Origin of the sequence: Helicobacter mastomyrinus, assembly GCF_039555295.1 — a bacterium.
Lineage (GTDB): Bacteria > Campylobacterota > Campylobacteria > Campylobacterales > Helicobacteraceae > Helicobacter_C > Helicobacter_C mastomyrinus.
In genome coordinates this window covers 470074-486534 of sequence record NZ_CP145316.1, presented here as the reverse complement: position 1 = coordinate 486534, position 16461 = coordinate 470074, and the positions used below count along the sequence as shown (strand labels likewise).

The following is a 16461-nucleotide window of genomic DNA, read 5'->3' as shown; positions in this document are numbered from 1 at the left end:
AATGGCAATTAGCATTAAGAGCAAAAAAGATATAGAATCTTTACGCATTCCTAATAAAATTGTCGCTCAAACTTTGCAATTTTTAAGTCTTCAAGCAAAGGAGGGCGTCTCTCTCCTTGAGCTTGATACAATGGCACAAGAGTTTATCGCTGCTCAAGGCGGGAGGGCTGCATTTTACCAGCTATATGGGTTCCCAAAGTCTATCTGCACATCTGTAAATGAAGTCATTATCCACGGTATTCCTACGGATTATAGGCTCAAGCAAGGCGATATTTTAGGGATTGATATTGGTGTGGAATATAATGGCTGGTATGGTGATGCGGCTATCACACTTGGAATTGGGGAGATAGCTCAAGCTGACAAAGAATTGATTAAATGCGCGAAAGATACATTATATGAGGCTATCTCGCAAGTGCGCGTAGGTATGCGTTTTAAGGAATTAAGCTTGATATTAGAAGAGGCAATTACAAAGCGAGGTTTTGTGCCATTACGCGGATTTTGTGGACACGGCATAGGGAGAGCACCTCACGAGGAGCCGGAGATTCCAAATTATTTAGAATCTCCCAATCCAAAGCAAGGTCCAAAGATTAAAGAAGGGATGGTGTTTTGCTTAGAGCCAATGATTGTCCATAGTGATGGAGAGCCTATTGTCTTAAATGATAAATGGTCAGTGGTGGCAAAAGATGGTTTAAATGGTAGCCATTATGAGCATACAATAGCTATTGTCAATGGCAAAGCAGAGATCTTAACGGAGGTGTAATAAATGGCAAAAGATGATGTGATTGAAGTTGATGGTAAAGTGATTGAAGCTTTGCCAAATGCAACTTTTCGTGTGCAGCTTGAAAATGGACATATAGTGCTTTGCCACATTGCGGGCAAAATGCGTATGCACTATATTAAAATTTTACCCGGAGATATGGTAAAAATCGAGCTAACCCCTTATAGCCTAGATAAGGGAAGAATTACTTATAGACATAAATGAAATGAAGTTTGTAAGTAGATTTTAAAAATTTTTTCGCTAGAATCAGCAGCTTTAACTCAAAAAAGTTAGAAAAATATATAAGGAGCAGGTATGAAAGTTCGGCCTTCAGTCAAAAAGATGTGCGACAAATGTAAGGTTATCAAGCGTAAAGGCGTGGTTAGAGTGATTTGCTCAACCCCTAAACACAAACAAAGACAAGGATAAAAAATGGCTAGAATTGCTGGTGTAGATTTGCCAAAAAAGAAAAGAGTAGAATATGCTATTACTTATATTTATGGTATTGGGCTTAAAAGCTCAAGAGATATTCTTAAAGCTGTAAATATTTCTTTTGATAAGCGAGTTAATGATCTCAGCGAAGATGAAGTATCATCTATTGCAAAAAAGATTCAAGAAGGTTATATGGTAGAGGGTGACCTCCGTAAAAAAGTAACAATGGATATTAAGTCATTGATGGACTTAGGCAGTTATCGGGGCTTACGACATAGAAAAGGATTGCCTGTGCGAGGACAGACGACAAAAAATAATGCTCGCACACGCAAAGGCAAGAAAAAAACCGTTGGTAGTAAATAAGGAGTAGGCAGATGGCAAAAAAAGGTGTAACGAAAAAAAAGAATGTCAAAAAGAATATTGCACGTGGCATTGTGTGCATTTCTGCGTCATTTAATAATACAAATGTAACTATTACTGATGAAATGGGAAATGTTCTATGCTGGGCTACTGCTGGTGGATTAGGATTCAAAGGAAGTAAAAAATCTACCCCTTATGCCGCACAACAAGCCGTGGAAGCTGCAATGGAAAAGGCTAAAGAACACGGAATCAAAGAAGTTGGCATTAAAGTGCAGGGACCGGGTAGTGGGAAAGAGACAGCTGTTAAAAGTGTAGGGGCGATTGAGGGTATTAAGGTTTTATGGCTAAAAGATATCACACCATTGCCACATAATGGCTGCAGACCACCAAAAAGAAGAAGAGTATAAGGGAGTAGTGTATGGCACGATATAGAGGACCGGTTGAAAAATTAGAAAGACGATTTGGCGTATCTCTTGCATTAAAGGGTGAGAGACGATTGGCAGGTAAGAGTGCGCTTGATAAGCGACCTTATGGACCAGGACAGCACGGACAAAAGCGCGGTAAAATTTCGGAATATGGGTTGCAATTGCGCGAAAAGCAAAAGGCAAAAATGATGTATGGTGTGAGTGAAAAGCAATTCCGCTCTCTTTTTAGAGAAGCCAATCGCCAAGAGGGCAATACAGGTGAAAATCTAATACGCATTATTGAGCAACGTTTGGATAATGTAGTGTATCGTATGGGATTTGCGACAACAAGGAGATTTGCAAGGCAGCTTGTTACACATGGACATATTCTTGTGAATAGTAAACGTGTGGATATTCCTTCATATATTGTTAAACCCGGACAAAAAATTGAGGTAAAAGAAAAAAGTAAAAATAATCCTCAAATTATCCGTGCAATAGATTTAACCGCACAAACAGGCATTGTACCTTGGGTAGATGTAGATAAGGATAAAAAGTTTGGTATCTTTACGCGTTTTCCACAAAGAGAAGAGGTAGTGATACCTATTGAAGAGAGACTGATAGTTGAGTTGTATTCCAAATAATTAAGTAAATAAAGGATGGTCGCAAAATGAATATGATTAAAATTGAGCCTTATATCCCTACGGATATAAATATTGAAGAAATTTCAGCCAATAGAATTAAAATTAATGCCTATCCTTTTGAATCTGGATATGCTATTACATTGGCTCACCCCATTCGTCGTTTGTTACTTTCAAGTTCTGTGGGTTATGCACCTACGGCTTTAAAGATTCAAGGTGTATCGCACGAGTTTGATTCTATTCGTGGTATTGTAGAAGATGTGTCGCATTTTATCAGCAATCTTAAAAATATTCGTTTTTTGATTAAAGATAAAGAAGTGGATAACGTGCAGTTGCATTATGAGCTTAAGGGACCTATGGTTTTAAATGCAGGTGAGCTAGCTAATGATTTGGTGGGGATTGTGAATCCCGATGCGTATTTAGCTACCATTAATGAAAATGCTGCACTAAGTTTTTCGCTTATTGTGCAAAAGGGTATAGGCTATGTGCCAAGCGAAAGCATTCGTGCTACGATAGCAGAGGATTATATCCCTCTTGATGCGTATTTTACTCCTGTAAAAAGAGTAGTGTATGAAATAGAAAATGTGCTTGTCGAGGACAATCCAAATTATGAAAAAATCATATTTGATATTGAGACAGACGGGCAAATTGAGCCACTTACTGCATTTAACGAGGCTATAGCCATTATGCATAAGCAAATGAGTATTTTTGGTGTAGATTTAAGTGAAACAAGCAATAATGCAAAAAATATTGCTGAAGATTCTGGTGAGCTTAAAACATTAATGATTAAGATTGATACATTAAACTTAAGCGCGCGTTGCTTTAACTGCCTTGATAGATCAGGCTTAGAGTATGTGGGTGAATTAGTGATTATGAGTGAGAATGAGCTTAAAAATATCAAAAATATGGGTAAAAAGTCTTACGAAGAAATTGCAGAAAAGCTAGAAGAGCTTGGTTATCCTGTGGGTGGAGAAATTGCCGAAGATATTTTACAGCTACTCAATCGCAAGTTGGCTAAGATGAGAAATAATTAAGACAAGGAGAGCTAGATGAGACATAGACACGGATATAGGAAATTAGGACGCACATCTGCTCATCGCAAGGCGTTATTAAAAAATCTTGCCATTGCGCTTATTACTTACAATAAAATTGAGACAGGTGTATTTAAGGCAAAGGAATTGCAAAGTTATATTGAAAAGCTTGTGAGTGTAGCGCGTAGTGGTGATTTAAACGCACATCGCTATGTATTTGCGCATTTGCAAGAAAAGAGGGCGACTAAAAAACTTGTAACAGAAATAGCCCCTCAATATAATGGACGCAATGGTGGATATACAAGAATTCAACGCACTCGTCTCCGTAGGGGTGATGCCTCACAAATGGCGATTATTGAATTTATATAGAATTTAGGAGCGGCTCTCCTTAAATGTTAAAATCGCTTGTTATACAATGGTGGTTTATGGTTCTTATACATATAAAAAACCTTTAAGAAAGCTTATAGCTTTTGATATAAAGGGTGTTTTGAGTGCGTTAGATTCCATAGATATATTTCTTAACTCTCAAAACAAAGGTTATTTTGTAGGCTATATTACGTATGAAGCAGGGGTTTTGCTAAGCACTTATAAACTTGGGGCTTATGAACACCTGCATAAAGCTATAATACAGCTTCATCAATCAGTTTCCTATACTTCTCCTTTGCTTTATTTCACACTTTTTAAAAAACGTAAAAAATTTAAATTCTTACATACGCATACAAAACCCTCTTTGCATATTGTTAAGGGATTAGATTCTAAAGCATATACGCAAGGTTTTCAAGTGATAAAAAACCATATTCACAAGGGCGATAGCTATCAAGTCAATTTTACGCAAGAAATATTGCTGCATTCCCCCACTAAACCTAAACATCTTTTTAAGCAGCTCCTTTCCCATCAAAATACCACCTATAAAGCTTATATGAAAAATGTATTTATGGAGATTCTATGTTTTTCGCCTGAGCTATTTTTTAAGGTGAAAAATCACACTATTACCGCGCAACCGATGAAAGGGACGATAAAAAGAGGCAAGGGCGGCGAGGATAGAGAGCTTAAAGGGCGATTACAGGCCGATAGCAAAAATCGCAGTGAAAACATAATGATAGTGGATTTACTCCGCAATGATTTAAGCAAGATTATCAAACCCCATTCTTTGCGTGTGAAGGAGCTTTGTGCTATTCATAGCTATCCTAGTCTTCATCAAATGGTTTCTACATTACAAGGGCGATTAGCCCATATTTGTATACGTGAGATATTCCAAGCCCTTTTCCCCTGTGGCTCTATCAGTGGTGCACCTAAGCTTAAGACAATGGAGATTATCCATAGCTTAGAATCTCGTTTGAGAGGTGTGTATTGTGGTGCTTTAGGCGTGATTTCTGCTAAAGATACATCTTTGTGCGTGCCTATTCGCACGCTTTTTAAGCACTCTAGTGAATCTTGCTATCACTATGGCGTGGGAAGCGGGGTAGTGTGGGATTCTGTCTGTGAGGAGGAATATGCTGAGCTTGCATTAAAAAGCCGCTTTTTATCTGCTAAAGAGGATTATGCACTTTTTGAGACAATGCTTTATGATGAGGGACATATTTTTCTCCTTGTGCAGCATTTAAATCGTATGTATAAGAGCGCCTGTGATTTGGGCTTTGAATCTAAGCTTATACAAAGGTTATGTGCAGTTGTTTCACTTAGTGAGACGAATATTGGCGATGATTTTATCACACGTTATAGCTATATTTGCTTTGATGGTGAGGATAGGCTATGGGGGAGGGCGCACTTTTTGTTTGAATTCTTGCAAATGCCCTTGCCCTATAAACGTTGCATAGTGAGACTTACTTTATCACGTGATGGTGTATTGAATCTTAGCATATCGCCACTAGATGATATTGCCTCACATACCCTGCTTGTATCATCTCAAAATATAGATAAGCATAATCCTTTGATATATCATAAAACCACGCAGCGCGCACATTTTGCCAATGCGCATGAGCTGATTAAAGAACATAAGATATTTGATATGCTGTATTGTAACAAAAAGGGTTTTGTGAGTGAGGGTAGCAGGAGCAATGTTTTATGTGAGATAGAGGGGAGATACTATACACCTAGGATTCAAAATGGACTACTTGGAGGGACGCTACGTGCAGTGCTTTTAGATAATGGGTGTATCAGGGAGAAAAATTTGTATCTTAAGCATCTTAAAAAGGCAAGTAGAATTTTTTGTATTAACTCTGTGCGTGGTATTGTAGAGGTGAAATTAAACACAAAATGTATTGAATGTTTTATGTAGTTTTTGCAGAATATTGCAAGGATAAAGTTAGCACTCTTAAAATATAAGGGTTATGGGCTTTTGCAGGTATTTTTTCTTAAATTGTTTTCAAGCACGATCTTTTCTTTCACTTGTGGAAAGCGTGTTAGTATATTTTGGAGTTGAATATCATTTTGTCCTTGCGTGAGATTGATATACCATAGGGGTTGCCCTCGCATTCAAAACTGCTTATTTCCCTAATATTATTTTCCACGGCATTACATTTCACATCATTGCATACCGCCATTGCCCAAAACCAAATATCATCACCCGTAGGGCAAAGCCCCATAAATGTTTTAGAATCTAGGGCTTGTGTGCCTAAGCTATGCGGAGGGTAAAGCACCCCGCCAACGCCAGTAAAAAAGTGCAAAAACGAAGGGGTAGTATGCCTAAAATCAATGCAAGATTCCCAATCATTATAGGGAAGGGGCTGATTATGCTTATCAAGGCTTATCTTATAGACGCGGTGGGCGTGAATGTATTGTGGGGCTTGTGTATAAGCGTGATAAAGCCGCTCTAGCCAATATGACGGATATATGGTATCATCATCGGCGGTTACGATGATGTCACGAGGAAAATCTTGCAAAGCATAGACAAGCTTCTTATAGGGCTTAAAATTTTCTTTGACCCATTTGATTTCTAAGCCTTTGTGTTAGAATGCGAGAATCTTATCGGGCAAATTAGCTTGATGTTGCGGATATTCTTGCGTGGTAAGGTAGAGAATGATTTTATTGGGTTTTAAATTTTGTGTGAATAGTGAATAAAGCGTGTGGTGGAGTATGTGATTGCGTTTAGGATAGGAGGTAAGTGAAATGATTAATTGTGGATTTCTCTGTTCTATCCCCCCCCCCAGTTAAAATATTTTGTTTATTGCGATGAAAAAGATAGAGCTTTGTCTCAAAGCAATAGCTATTTATTTTTCGTCTTAATTTTCCTAATATTCTTCTTATTTCTCTAAACATTTTGTTTCCTTATGGTGCTTAATGGATAAAATTTAAATAAGATTCTATGTTAGCAAACTTTAAGGTAGGCTTATAGTTTTATACCCCACCCCTTTATCCTTAAATTCTCCTCTTAGTGTATTGGTTATCGCTTCCTCCCATTCTTTTGTATTGCACTCCTACAAATGCGACAAATATATTGCAACAGCGTAGCCATCACATACTCGATTCTCTACCTTAGAATCTTTGCTTTGTAAGTGTGGATAAGCATTGTGTGTAAATACCTCTTAATGATAAATGCGATAGCGGTTTTTAACTCTATTCTATTTTAAACTCTCCTTCTGCCCCATACGCACTTAGCTTATTAATAGCTGATATATCAAGGGCATTGAGATAAAGCTCAAACTCAGGGCTTTGTATTTGGGCGTGTAAAGAGAGTTTCATATAGTATTCCCTCATACCACTTGTGTAAAATGTCTTATAGTATGTCCCACCCACAAGAATACTGCTATTATTCACTCTTGCTTCTCCAGTAGAGCGAGGGAGAGTAGCCTTACCTTGCTCATAGCCTAGATAGATTCCAGCATTCCCCCAAGTATCTAGATTCTTAAATGTGCCTAGCAATGCTCCACCAGAGAATTCACTCCCTATATATCCTTGTCCTAAATCTGTGCGTGTATAGCGACTAAAAGGAATGATAAAGCTTTGATGATTTGAATCTTTAGCGTGAGGGGCATAAATGAGATCTGTTTCGTGGAGTAAGTCTATATTACTATAAACTAAAGGCACTTCTACATTCTCATCATCTTTTATTCTTTTGCCCTCTTCATCTACACTTCTAGAAGTAACCACATAGGTTTTACCTTGTCTATGGGAGAGTGAATCATGAAACATTCTTCTGCTCATAGCATCTATAAGATTACCTATAAGGATATTCTTAGAGATTGTTCCATTTAAGAGTGCAGCAGAAAGCGATTCTACAGGAGAGCCTTGAGGCTCAATCCCCAATGCAAATCCATCAAGCAAATCTATAATCCTTGTAGTAGATTGTGGGGTATAGAGATGCTTTAAGGCTTCTATTTTAACCGTAGTATTGCCCCCATAGCCTGTGGCTTGACCTACTGCTGGCTGCCCATAATCATCAGTTTTACCTACTGTATTGCCATTTTCATCTTGCACTGCACTAATGATAGTAGAATTTTGTCCTTGAGCATTTCTTTGGAGGAAGAGAGCCTGATAGTTATATTTCTCTCCCCATTTATCCTGAGTGGCGAGTATTAATATGCCTGCGTTTTGATCTCTTATGCTGCCATCATCATTAAAATGCGCATCAATCCTAATCTCACTCAAATTGACATTCTCATTTACTAAGATATGCCCTTTGGTATTATCATTTGTAGCATTATTTAAATTGGTATTATAATCTCCTCCTCTTTGTGTGCCTCCACCCTTTTGCGTAAGCTCTAATACCCAGTTTTTTAATTCAAGCTGTGTGGCATTATTATTACCGGCATTGATAGTCCCACCTATATGCACACCATTTGTATTTGCTATCAACGCTGTAGGATTAGCAAGATTACGTCCAAGTATTATCGTATCTGCAGTAATTGTGCCTGTGTTGCTAAAAGTTCCCCATATATCAATAGTCTTTCCGTTAGCTTCAATAGTCCCAGCATTATTAAATGCTCCATTCGCATCGCCTAAGCCGTGGATAAATAAATCTGTGTTATTTGTATTAATAGTCCCTGCAGTATTAGTGAAATTCACAAAGAAAGATACATCTTTGGCAGCATTGGTATTGAGCGTAGTGGTAGTGTTAGCGGCATTATTGGTATAGTTTGTGATAGATGAGGCAAGATTGAGTGTAGAGAGTGTGCCTTGGTTACTCAAAGTATTTAATGTAGCATTGGCATTATGAGTTAAAGTAGTGAGGGTGCCCTCATTAGTAAGAGTAGTAAATGTGCCATCATTAGTAAGCGTAGTGATTGTCGCATTGGTATTATTAGTAAGCGTAGTAAATGTGCCAGTGTTTGTAAAGGTAGTAATTGTGCCTTCATTGTTCCCTGCGTTGATAGTGCCTTGGTTAGCAAGGGTAGCTAGCTGTGCGTTATTAGCATTACTCAAGGTAGTGATATTTCCAGCATTAGTAAGCGCAGTTACATTACCATTAGTATTATTCGTCCAAGTCGTGATTGTCCCGCCATTTTGATTAGTAAAAGCATCTACTTGTCCGGCTTGATTATCAAAGGTAGTGATTGTGCCCCCTTGGGCATTTGTGAAGTTGAGGATATGTCCACTATCAGGGTTAGCCGCATTCGTGTTTTGATTAGTGAAGGTAGTAATAGTGCCAGAGTTGCTCCCATTATCTATTTTACCCTCATTGGTTAGAGTTTGTAGAGTGTTAGTATTGGTGAGGGTAGTAATGGTGCCACTTTCTTTGTTTTCTAGAGTGGTGATGGTGCTTTGGTTAGTAAGGCTTCCTATGGTTCCGTTGTTATTATTTGTAATAGTCTCTAATGTAGCGCCATTTTCATTATTTAAAGTAGTGATTGCGCCCGTATTCTCTACTTTGGTGAGAGTTCTGCGATTATTGATTGTGGTAATGGTGGCATTTTGTTCATTGGTGATACCTACATTAATACTGCCTTCATTGGTAAGCGTATCAATGGTAGCATTGCTTTTATTGGTGATTCCATTTGTAAATGTGCCCGTATTGCTAAGGGTCGTTACATTGCCTTCATTACTAAAGGCATTGGTAATAGTTCCAGCATTATTGAGCGTAGTAATAGTCCCTGTGTTTTTATTCTCAAGCTCAGTGATTGTGCCATTTGCTTGATTATCTAATTGAGTTATACTCCCGCTATTATCTACTTTATCAAGTTGAGAAGTATTTGTTAATGTCCCTATATTCCCTTGGGCTTGATTTGTGATACCTACATTAATTGTCCCATTATTCGTAAGTGTTGTAATAGTCCCTGTGCCAGCATTGGTAATCCCTTGTGTAAATGCGCCCGTGTTATTGTTATTAAGGGTAGTGATTGTCCCATTATTCGTAAAGGCATTAGTTACACTCCCTGCATTATCAAATTGCCCTATGGTAGCATTGGCTTGATTGGTAAGGGTGGTTATCGTGCTATTTTGGGTATTGGTAAGCTGGGCAATTTGCCCATTAGCATTATTAGCAAGCTCTGTAATAGTAGCCCCAGATTCATTATTAAAAGTAGTGATTGTTCCGCTATTTTCTACCCTAGATACATCTCTTCTGTTAAAAACAGTTGTAATTGTGCCATTTTGTTGGTTTGTGAGTGTGCCTGTGAGATTTCCCTCATTTGTGAGTGTGTCTATATTTCCCGTGCTAGAGTTTGTGAGATCACTTAGAGTTCCTGTGGTTTGATTATTCAAAGTAGTGATTGTTCCATTATTTGTAAGAGGTTGGGTAATCGTGCCATTATTGTCTAGCCTTTCTATCGTAGCATTAGCATTATTATCAAGGGTAGTAATTGTGCTTCCTGCTGTGTTATTTATCGTAGAAATAATTCCATCACTTTGATTAGTTAAAGTGGTAAGCGTAGAGTTGTTTTGATTATTGATTGTGCCTATATCTCCTGTATTGGATATAGAATTTAAATTGGTGGTTGTAGTGATAGTATCTATATTCCCTCTACCATTATTATTTGCCTCATTTGTGATAGTTGTCATTGTGCCATCGTTTTGAATGGTTGTTATAGTGCCTGTGGAGGAATTGGTAAGAGTTGTTAGCGTGCCGGTATTTTCATTAGTAATAGTAGTGATTGTCCCATTATTGGTAAGAGGTTGAGTGATATTCCCTCTATTCTCTATGGTAGCAATAGACCCACTCATTTCATTGGTAAGAGTTGTTAGCGTGCCGGTATTTTCATTAGAAATGCTATCAATACTCCCTGAATTGCTTATTGTGGTGATGGTATTTTCATTAGAAATGCTAGTAATTTGTGCATTAGCTTGATTAGTAAGGGTAGTTATGCTTCCATTGGTGTCATTTGTAATATCGCCTATCGTGCTCGAGTTTGTAAGAGAAGGAAGTTGTGCGCTATTGCTAATGGTATCTATATTCCCATCATTGGTAATACCATTATTGAAATTTCCCTCATTTGTGAGTGTGTCTATTTGCCCGGTATTAGAGTTGGTAAAGCCATTCATCACTCCATTGCTCATATTAGCAAAAGCAGTTATCTCTCCATTATTGGTAAAGGCATTGGTAACTGTTCCATCATTATTAAGATTTTCTATCATAGCCCCTTGATTATTTTCAAGGGTATCGATTCTCGCATTGTTATTATTGGTGAGAGTTGTCGTTGTGCCACTATTGGTAAAGGTAGTAATAGCGCTTTCATTGGTAAAATCATTTATAGTTGCCCCTGTGTCATTTGTAAGGGTTGTTATACTCCCACCCGTGCTATTAGTAAAGCTTTGCACATTCCCAGTAGCATTATTATTAAAAGTAGTGATTGTTCCGCTATTTTGCCCATCAGTAATGCTTCCTGTATTAGTAAGCGTATTCATCGTGCCATTGGTTTGATTATTGAGATTGCTTAGAGTGCCAGCATTAGTAAGCGTATCTACCCTCCCTTGTGTGGCATTGGTAAAATCAGCTATCGTTCCCCCTTGAGCATTGGTAAGATTCTGCACTTCTCCACCATTATTAGTAAAGCTATTGATTTGATTACTATTGGTAAAGTTTTCTACTATCCCTGTGTTTTGATTATTATTAAAAGTAGTGATTGTGCCATTATTTGTGCCATTAACAATAGTCCCTGCATTCTCTATGGTGGATAATGTGCTTTGATTGGTGAGCGTATTTATTGTGCCCCCTTGATTATTTTGTAATGTAGTTACACTCCCACCGGCATTATTACTAAAGTCAGTTATCGTGCCATTATTGGTAGCATTATCGAATGTGCCAAAGTTTGCCACTCCTGCCATATTACCAACATTATCAAGCGAGTCTATCCTGCCACCACTTTCATTGGTAAGTGTGCCCATATCCTGCACATTGCCAGCACTACCATTATTATGAATCGTAGTGATGGTGCTGCCATTACGATTAGTAATATTCCCCATCATATTATTATTAGTAATAAAATCTATGGTTCCATTATTTTCATTAATGATACCTGTGGTGATATTGCCTCGATTGGTAATCCCACCTGTGAGAGCTGTTCTGTTTGTAATAGTGCCTATTGTCCCATTATTTTGATTGGTAATCCCACCTGTGAGAGTGCCTTCATTGTTTATAGAAGTTATATTCCCCGCATTTGTAAAGTTTGTAAAGCTTCCATTTGCTTGATTATTTAACGTTGTGATGGTGCCTTGATTAGTGAAAGTATTATTTGAGACTGCTCCACTATTATTAAACGTATTGATTGTAGCATTATTGGCATTAGTAAGAGTGCTTATGGTGCTGTTATTATTTAAAGTTGTGATTGTGCCATTTGCATTATTACTTAATGTAGTGATGGTATTTTCATTCGTAAGGGTGGTGATCGTCCCTGTGTTACTTACATTAGTCATTGTCCCTGTGTTGGTATTTTGCAATGTTTGTCGAAAAAGATGTAATCCTGTAAAGGCTATACGGGCAAAGCCTTGATTCCTTTAGGGTAAAAAAGCGGAAGCTTGATTCTTCTGTCTTGCAGGATTACATCTTTTTGCGATAAAAAGAAACCAAAAACATCAAGATAAAGATATCTTTTTATTGATGAATGTAACGTGTATCGCAAAAGCTTCCTGCGTGGATATTGCTAAAGGCATTTTTGAGCGATTTGAAAAATTGGGGATTTTGCTCCTCCATATTTTTAAGAAATTGCTTTGTCGCCTCACGCGCGAAAGGCTTTTTATCAGAATCTAGCCAATTAATAGGGCAGTTACAATCTGGTGCGATGTAGATGTGATTATGCGCGATGAAGTCAATAATCTGCCTCTCCCGCACGAAAATCAGCGGACGTATCACCTCTAGGCCATTTTCTGCACGATAAATAGGTGGCATAGAGCGCATTGCACCATTATAAGTAAGATTCATAAAAAAGCTCTCCGCAGCATCATCAAGATGATGTGCTAGGGCGAGTTTATTATACCCTCCCTCTAAAGCCTTGCTATATAATGCTCCTCGCCGCATACGTGAGCAAAAGCTGCAATAAATTGTCCCCCCTCTTTTGTTTTGCTCTAAGATTTGGTAAATATCCGTGCGGTAGAGTTCGTAAGGGATTCCAAGTTTTTGACAATATTCAAAAATATATTCATATTCCCCGCCTCTGCCGTAATCTACCGTTAAGGCTTTGAAAGTAAATTTAAAGGGCGCGTGTTTTTGCATATAGGCAAGGAGTGTGGCAAGTAGGATAGAATCTTTGCCCCCGCTTAAGCCAAGTAGCACTTTATCACCTGCTTTGATAAGGTTATATTGCGCATTTGTCTTGCCCACTATGCGAGTAATTTTTTTGCTTATCGTGGGGGAGGTGCTAGATTCTAATAGATTATTTTCTGGACTCATTTTCATTATCTTTATTGCGGGTGAAGTAATTTCTATTACGATAGATTAAAAAACATAAATATAGCCCCATCGCACTAGCAATAATGATTTTTTCATATAGTTCCATTATGCCCCCTTAAATACCGACAAAATAGCCGCTTCTTGAATCAAAGTAGCATCGTACTTGATAATAGCAATATGCTCATTTTGGTTAATATACCACTCAATAATGCCCTGCAAAGTATCAAGCTTATTAAGTCTAGAGGCGATATTCCCCTCAAGTTTAAGATATACATTTTTATGATTTTTAGGATTGCTTAAAAAGAGGATTAAGAGTATAGCCCATATAATACATATTACTGCGACGATAAGAGAAAGACTAAAGACCCCTACCGCCTCATAGAGCCACCCTCCGCACATACCCCCAAGTGCTGAACCCACATAGCCAAGCGTAGTAAAAATACCAAGTGCTGCTCCCTTTTGATGTGCCTTAGGATAGCGACTAGCTAGAGATTGCATAATCGGCTCAAGCACGGCAAAACCCATAAAAAACACTATCATCATCAACAATATAAGCCATTTTTCACTCTCTTTGACTGCATAAGCCATAAGAAAGTATGAAAGCACAAATGCACAAATACCAAAAAGCATAACGGCTTTAAATTGCCCCTTTTTTTGCGCAAAAATTGATGCAGGACCCATAGCTAAAGTGCCTATGATCGCCGAAGGAGTGTAGATAAGCCATAATTCGTCTTCATCTAGTAAAAAATGATGGATGAGAGCGAAACTTACACACATAAAGGTAAGAATCATTAAGAACTTTTGCAAAAATGCGCTAAGATACATAATCAGCAGATTCTTATCGGTAAGGAGATCATGAATCTTGCTATCATTAAAATGATATTTGACATTAGGTGTATTAGGCACTTTCCAATACAATACAATCAATGAAAACACGCACAAAACGCTAGTGATAAGAAAGAGCATATTGGAGCCAAAATGACTTGCAATAATAGGGCTTAAAAACATAGCAAGCACAAAACTCATAAAGATTCCCGCGCCCATCACCGCCATAGCCTTATTGCGTTCCTCCTCGCGCACTAAATCAGCCACTTGTGCGCTCACCACACCGCCAATAGCCCCAACACCCTGTAAGAATCGCCCAATAATAAGCATAGTAATATCATTAGCAAACGCACACACTAAAGAGCCAAGCAGAAAAATCAATAAACCAATGCCAATGATATGTTTGCGATTGTATTTATCACTTAAGATTCCAAAAGGCGTTTGAAATATAATCTGTGTGAGCGCATAGCCACCCGCTGCTAATCCCGCAAGAAAGGCAGTCGTGTGAAATTCATCAGCATAAAGCCCAATAATAGGCAGCACAATAAAAAGCCCAAAAAATCGCAAACTCGCAATGAGCGTCAGAGGAAGCAGATGTTTCATCATTATATTTGCCTTTAAGGGCGATTAGAGAGTTTCGCAAATAGTGATAGATTTGATAATATCACCTTGCTTCATCTTATCAAGCACATCAAAACTTTGAGAATCTTTTCTATCGATACCGCCAAAAACCGTATGTTCTCCATCAAGATGAGGCTGTGGAGCAAGGCAGATAAAAAACTGACTCCCGCCCGTATCACGCCCAGCGTGAGCCATAGAAAGGGCACCTTTTACGTGCCTGTGTTTGTTATTTGCTACTTCGCATTTGATACGATAGCCCGGACCCCCTGTGCCATTACCCACAGGGCAGCCACCTTGAGCGACAAAACTAGGTATCACACGATGAAAAGTAAGCCCATTATAGAATCCGCTTTGTGCGAGTGTGGCGAAGTTTGTAACACTTTGTGGCACATCTTGAAAAAGCTTTAATGTCATTGTGCCATATACTTCACCATTGGGACTAGCTACTTCAATAAGGGCGTAATTACACTTTGATAACTCCTCTTCTTTGATGTCAAAAACTTTTAATTCTTCTCTTTGCATTTCCTCTCCTTTTATTATTGTGTGACATAAAAAAGTTGGCGGATTCTACCGATATTAGTTTAATCATTTTTGAATGAAGGAGCACAGGAGTGCTAAAGCAAAATATGGCTCACACGCTTATATGGACTATAATATGTTTGATTTATTTGGGTTTTGCAGGAGTGCTTAATGCTTCTGAAGATTCCGTAGAGGCGGTAATGGAAGGCTATGAAAGCCCGCAAAAACTTTTTAGCAATCTTGATACAATACATACAAATGAAAGTCCTGCCTTTAAACAAGAACAATCTCGCGCCATAAACACTGCACAAACTCCCTCTCAAATCGCTTTAGATTCTAAAACCATACAACACACAGCTCCTACACAATGGATTTATAGCACTGCCATCATAGAAGTTTCTTTTACTGATGGCTCATTTAAGAGAGGACTAGGGACATTGCTCAAAAATGGCTTTTATATCACATCAGCGGAGATTCTCTACAATGGTGATATTGTGCCTAGAAAAGTGTATGCTAAAATGCAAGATGATTTTAATGAAAATATGATGTGTGTAGCAAGTCTAAAACTTAAAGTACTTGATTTAGATACAGGACTTGCTTTACTGAAAGTCTCACAATTTGTAGATAGCTTTTGTCAAGTTCGCGCTAAGAGCTATTATCAAGATAGAATCTACAAACGTTTTGGGATTGATGTGTTTGCTTCAAATGCAGCTATTGCACCCCAAACACAAGCATACTATCCTTATTTGGACAATACATTTGTATTTATCCCTCAAAGTATCAAGCTTAACAAACCTGCTACATATTACGATTTTGCACAAAAAAAAGAACGTGCGTATGGCTTTGAATTAGAGCACGAATCTTATGAAGAATTTACCTATGGTAGGGCATTTTATGATGAAAAAGGTGTTTTTTTGGGGATCATGAGCAGAACAGTGGTGGGCTATGTGCCTGTTTTTGTCAGTCGTAATGTCATACAAGATTTTTTATGTGATGTGCAAGATAAAGGCATCATTAATGAAAATTTTGTGCAAAAATCCTGTCAAAAACTTGGTTCTAAACGGCAACGTTTCTTTACAAATTTTTACTAATGGTGAGTATTCTATGCTTTTAT

At 38.1% G+C, this 16461-nt stretch carries 15 protein-coding genes; 10 read left to right on the top strand and 5 right to left on the bottom strand.

What is annotated here, in order from left to right; genetic code table 11:
* Nucleotide 1: 1 nt before the first annotated feature.
* The 9 genes from map to V3I05_RS02390 all read left to right on the top strand — a co-directional run bounded on the left by map (nucleotide 2) and on the right by V3I05_RS02390 (nucleotide 5900).
* A complete protein-coding gene (gene map, locus V3I05_RS02430) occupies nucleotides 2-760 on the top strand; it encodes a type I methionyl aminopeptidase (RefSeq protein ID WP_295699840.1) in 759 nt (252 codons plus the stop codon).
* A 3-nt stretch (nucleotides 761-763) separates the two neighbouring features.
* Nucleotides 764-982 carry a translation initiation factor IF-1 gene (gene infA, locus V3I05_RS02425; protein ID WP_011116239.1) on the top strand — a complete coding sequence of 73 codons (219 nt, stop codon included), beginning with the start codon at nucleotides 764-766 and terminating at the stop codon, nucleotides 980-982.
* Nucleotides 983-1072: 90 nt separating this feature from the next.
* Nucleotides 1073-1186: a 50S ribosomal protein L36 gene (rpmJ, locus tag V3I05_RS02420; RefSeq protein ID WP_002956266.1), complete on the top strand. Its 114-nt coding sequence runs from the start codon at nucleotides 1073-1075 to the stop codon at nucleotides 1184-1186.
* A gap of 3 nt (nucleotides 1187-1189) precedes the next feature.
* Nucleotides 1190-1552, top strand: a complete 363-nt coding sequence (gene rpsM, locus V3I05_RS02415) for a 30S ribosomal protein S13 (protein WP_300449034.1) — start codon at nucleotides 1190-1192, stop codon at nucleotides 1550-1552.
* Nucleotides 1553-1563: 11 nt separating this feature from the next.
* The gene (gene rpsK / locus V3I05_RS02410) at nucleotides 1564-1956 is read left to right on the top strand and encodes a 30S ribosomal protein S11 (RefSeq protein ID WP_295699855.1); all 393 of its coding nucleotides are present in this window, start codon (nucleotides 1564-1566) and stop codon (nucleotides 1954-1956) included.
* A gap of 11 nt (nucleotides 1957-1967) precedes the next feature.
* On the top strand, nucleotides 1968-2594 hold the full coding sequence (rpsD, locus tag V3I05_RS02405) for a 30S ribosomal protein S4 (protein ID WP_300449035.1): 627 nt from the start codon (nucleotides 1968-1970) through the stop codon (nucleotides 2592-2594).
* Nucleotides 2595-2620: 26 nt separating this feature from the next.
* Entirely contained in the window at nucleotides 2621-3625 is a 1005-nt protein-coding gene (locus V3I05_RS02400) for a DNA-directed RNA polymerase subunit alpha (RefSeq protein ID WP_300449036.1), read from the top strand.
* Nucleotides 3626-3640: 15 nt separating this feature from the next.
* Entirely contained in the window at nucleotides 3641-3991 is a 351-nt protein-coding gene (gene rplQ / locus V3I05_RS02395; RefSeq protein ID WP_295699861.1) for a 50S ribosomal protein L17, read from the top strand.
* A gap of 118 nt (nucleotides 3992-4109) precedes the next feature.
* On the top strand, nucleotides 4110-5900 hold the full coding sequence (locus V3I05_RS02390; RefSeq protein ID WP_343353888.1) for a bifunctional anthranilate synthase component I family protein/class IV aminotransferase: 1791 nt from the start codon (nucleotides 4110-4112) through the stop codon (nucleotides 5898-5900).
* A gap of 124 nt (nucleotides 5901-6024) precedes the next feature.
* On the opposite strand, the gene V3I05_RS02385 is transcribed toward V3I05_RS02390, so the two are convergent.
* The 5 genes from V3I05_RS02385 to V3I05_RS02365 form a co-directional block, all read right to left on the bottom strand.
* Nucleotides 6025-6504 (bottom strand): hypothetical protein, encoded by a 480-nt coding sequence (locus V3I05_RS02385; protein WP_300450792.1) that lies wholly within the window; start codon nucleotides 6502-6504, stop codon nucleotides 6025-6027.
* A gap of 673 nt (nucleotides 6505-7177) precedes the next feature.
* On the bottom strand, nucleotides 7178-12409 hold the full coding sequence (locus tag V3I05_RS02380; RefSeq protein ID WP_343353887.1) for a hypothetical protein: 5232 nt from the start codon (nucleotides 12407-12409) through the stop codon (nucleotides 7178-7180).
* Nucleotides 12410-12587: 178 nt separating this feature from the next.
* Nucleotides 12588-13382, bottom strand: a complete 795-nt coding sequence (locus V3I05_RS02375; RefSeq protein WP_300446856.1) for a tRNA 2-thiocytidine biosynthesis TtcA family protein — start codon at nucleotides 13380-13382, stop codon at nucleotides 12588-12590.
* A gap of 105 nt (nucleotides 13383-13487) precedes the next feature.
* Nucleotides 13488-14813, bottom strand: coding sequence for an MFS transporter (locus V3I05_RS02370; RefSeq protein WP_343353884.1), 1326 nt, complete (start codon nucleotides 14811-14813; stop codon nucleotides 13488-13490).
* A 21-nt stretch (nucleotides 14814-14834) separates the two neighbouring features.
* Nucleotides 14835-15350: a peptidylprolyl isomerase gene (locus tag V3I05_RS02365; RefSeq protein WP_300446852.1), complete on the bottom strand. Its 516-nt coding sequence runs from the start codon at nucleotides 15348-15350 to the stop codon at nucleotides 14835-14837.
* Nucleotides 15351-15439: 89 nt separating this feature from the next.
* Between V3I05_RS02365 and V3I05_RS02360 the strand changes: the two genes are divergently transcribed.
* On the top strand, nucleotides 15440-16438 hold the full coding sequence (locus V3I05_RS02360; RefSeq protein WP_300450881.1) for a hypothetical protein: 999 nt from the start codon (nucleotides 15440-15442) through the stop codon (nucleotides 16436-16438).
* Nucleotides 16439-16461: the final 23 nt, after the last annotated feature.

What these genes read in the sequence shown, in the direction of transcription:
- map (WP_295699840.1), top strand. Translation starts at nt 2, where the DNA reads ATGGCAATTAGCATTAAGAGCAAAAAAGATATAGAATCTTTACGCATT.
- infA (WP_011116239.1), top strand. Translation starts at nt 764, where the DNA reads ATGGCAAAAGATGATGTGATTGAAGTTGATGGTAAAGTGATTGAAGCT.
- rpmJ (WP_002956266.1), top strand. Translation starts at nt 1,073, where the DNA reads ATGAAAGTTCGGCCTTCAGTCAAAAAGATGTGCGACAAATGTAAGGTT.
- rpsM (WP_300449034.1), top strand. Translation starts at nt 1,190, where the DNA reads ATGGCTAGAATTGCTGGTGTAGATTTGCCAAAAAAGAAAAGAGTAGAA.
- rpsK (WP_295699855.1), top strand. Translation starts at nt 1,564, where the DNA reads ATGGCAAAAAAAGGTGTAACGAAAAAAAAGAATGTCAAAAAGAATATT.
- rpsD (WP_300449035.1), top strand. Translation starts at nt 1,968, where the DNA reads ATGGCACGATATAGAGGACCGGTTGAAAAATTAGAAAGACGATTTGGC.
- V3I05_RS02400 (WP_300449036.1), top strand. Translation starts at nt 2,621, where the DNA reads ATGAATATGATTAAAATTGAGCCTTATATCCCTACGGATATAAATATT.
- rplQ (WP_295699861.1), top strand. Translation starts at nt 3,641, where the DNA reads ATGAGACATAGACACGGATATAGGAAATTAGGACGCACATCTGCTCAT.
- V3I05_RS02380 (WP_343353887.1), bottom strand. Translation starts at nt 12,409, where the DNA reads ATGACTAATGTAAGTAACACAGGGACGATCACCACCCTTACGAATGAA.
- V3I05_RS02375 (WP_300446856.1), bottom strand. Translation starts at nt 13,382, where the DNA reads ATGAGTCCAGAAAATAATCTATTAGAATCTAGCACCTCCCCCACGATA.
- V3I05_RS02370 (WP_343353884.1), bottom strand. Translation starts at nt 14,813, where the DNA reads ATGATGAAACATCTGCTTCCTCTGACGCTCATTGCGAGTTTGCGATTT.
- V3I05_RS02365 (WP_300446852.1), bottom strand. Translation starts at nt 15,350, where the DNA reads ATGCAAAGAGAAGAATTAAAAGTTTTTGACATCAAAGAAGAGGAGTTA.